1 protein-coding gene is annotated in these 528 nt (G+C 65.9%); it reads right to left on the bottom strand.

The genetic code is table 11. The annotated features are described in order from the left end of the window. Window positions 1-90 precede the first annotated feature (90 nt). On the bottom strand, window positions 91-528 hold a 438-nt coding region (locus ACFQZZ_RS00400), incomplete at its 5' end, for a transposase (protein ID WP_378672118.1).

The raw sequence follows: 528 nt of genomic DNA, 5'->3' as shown, positions 1-528 counted from the left end.
TTGCCGACCAGGTCGCGTGGCCGCACTCCGGCGAGCAGAGCGCGTGCCTGTCTGGCCGACAGGAATTGTTTGGGGCCACCGGGAATCAGCTCAAGCAGCAGCCGGTGCAGGCGGCTGACCGTGCTGGTGCGGGCGATGGGCGAGTTCGTCGCGGCGATCGGCCAGCATGCGCAACGCCACCAGATGATCGTCGGGTCGCACTCGCAGCAGATCCGAAGTATGCAGGGCCACAAGGGCAATCGAGTGCGCGTCGGTGGCGTCGGTCTTACGGCCTTGACCGGTGGAGAACACTCGTGTCCGGGCCGGCAGTTTCGCCGGCACGTCCACCACGGTCTCGCCGTCGGCGATCAACCGTTGCGCCAGGTGCTTGCCGATCCCGTTGCAGCCCTCCACCGCCCAGACACGATCGCGGTAGCGGCGCCCGAGTGCGAGCATGTCTTTGTAGCCGGGGGTGTCGGTACCGAATCGGCCTTGGCCGAGAACGCATTCGGTGTGATCGAGTACTTCGATGGTGGCAGACCGTTTATG

The sequence above is a fragment of the Nocardia sp. GCM10030253 genome (assembly GCF_042675075.1).
Lineage (GTDB): Bacteria > Actinomycetota > Actinomycetes > Mycobacteriales > Mycobacteriaceae > Nocardia.
The sequence above is the reverse complement of the archived record's forward strand: the minus strand, read 5'-3'. Positions and strand labels throughout refer to the sequence as shown.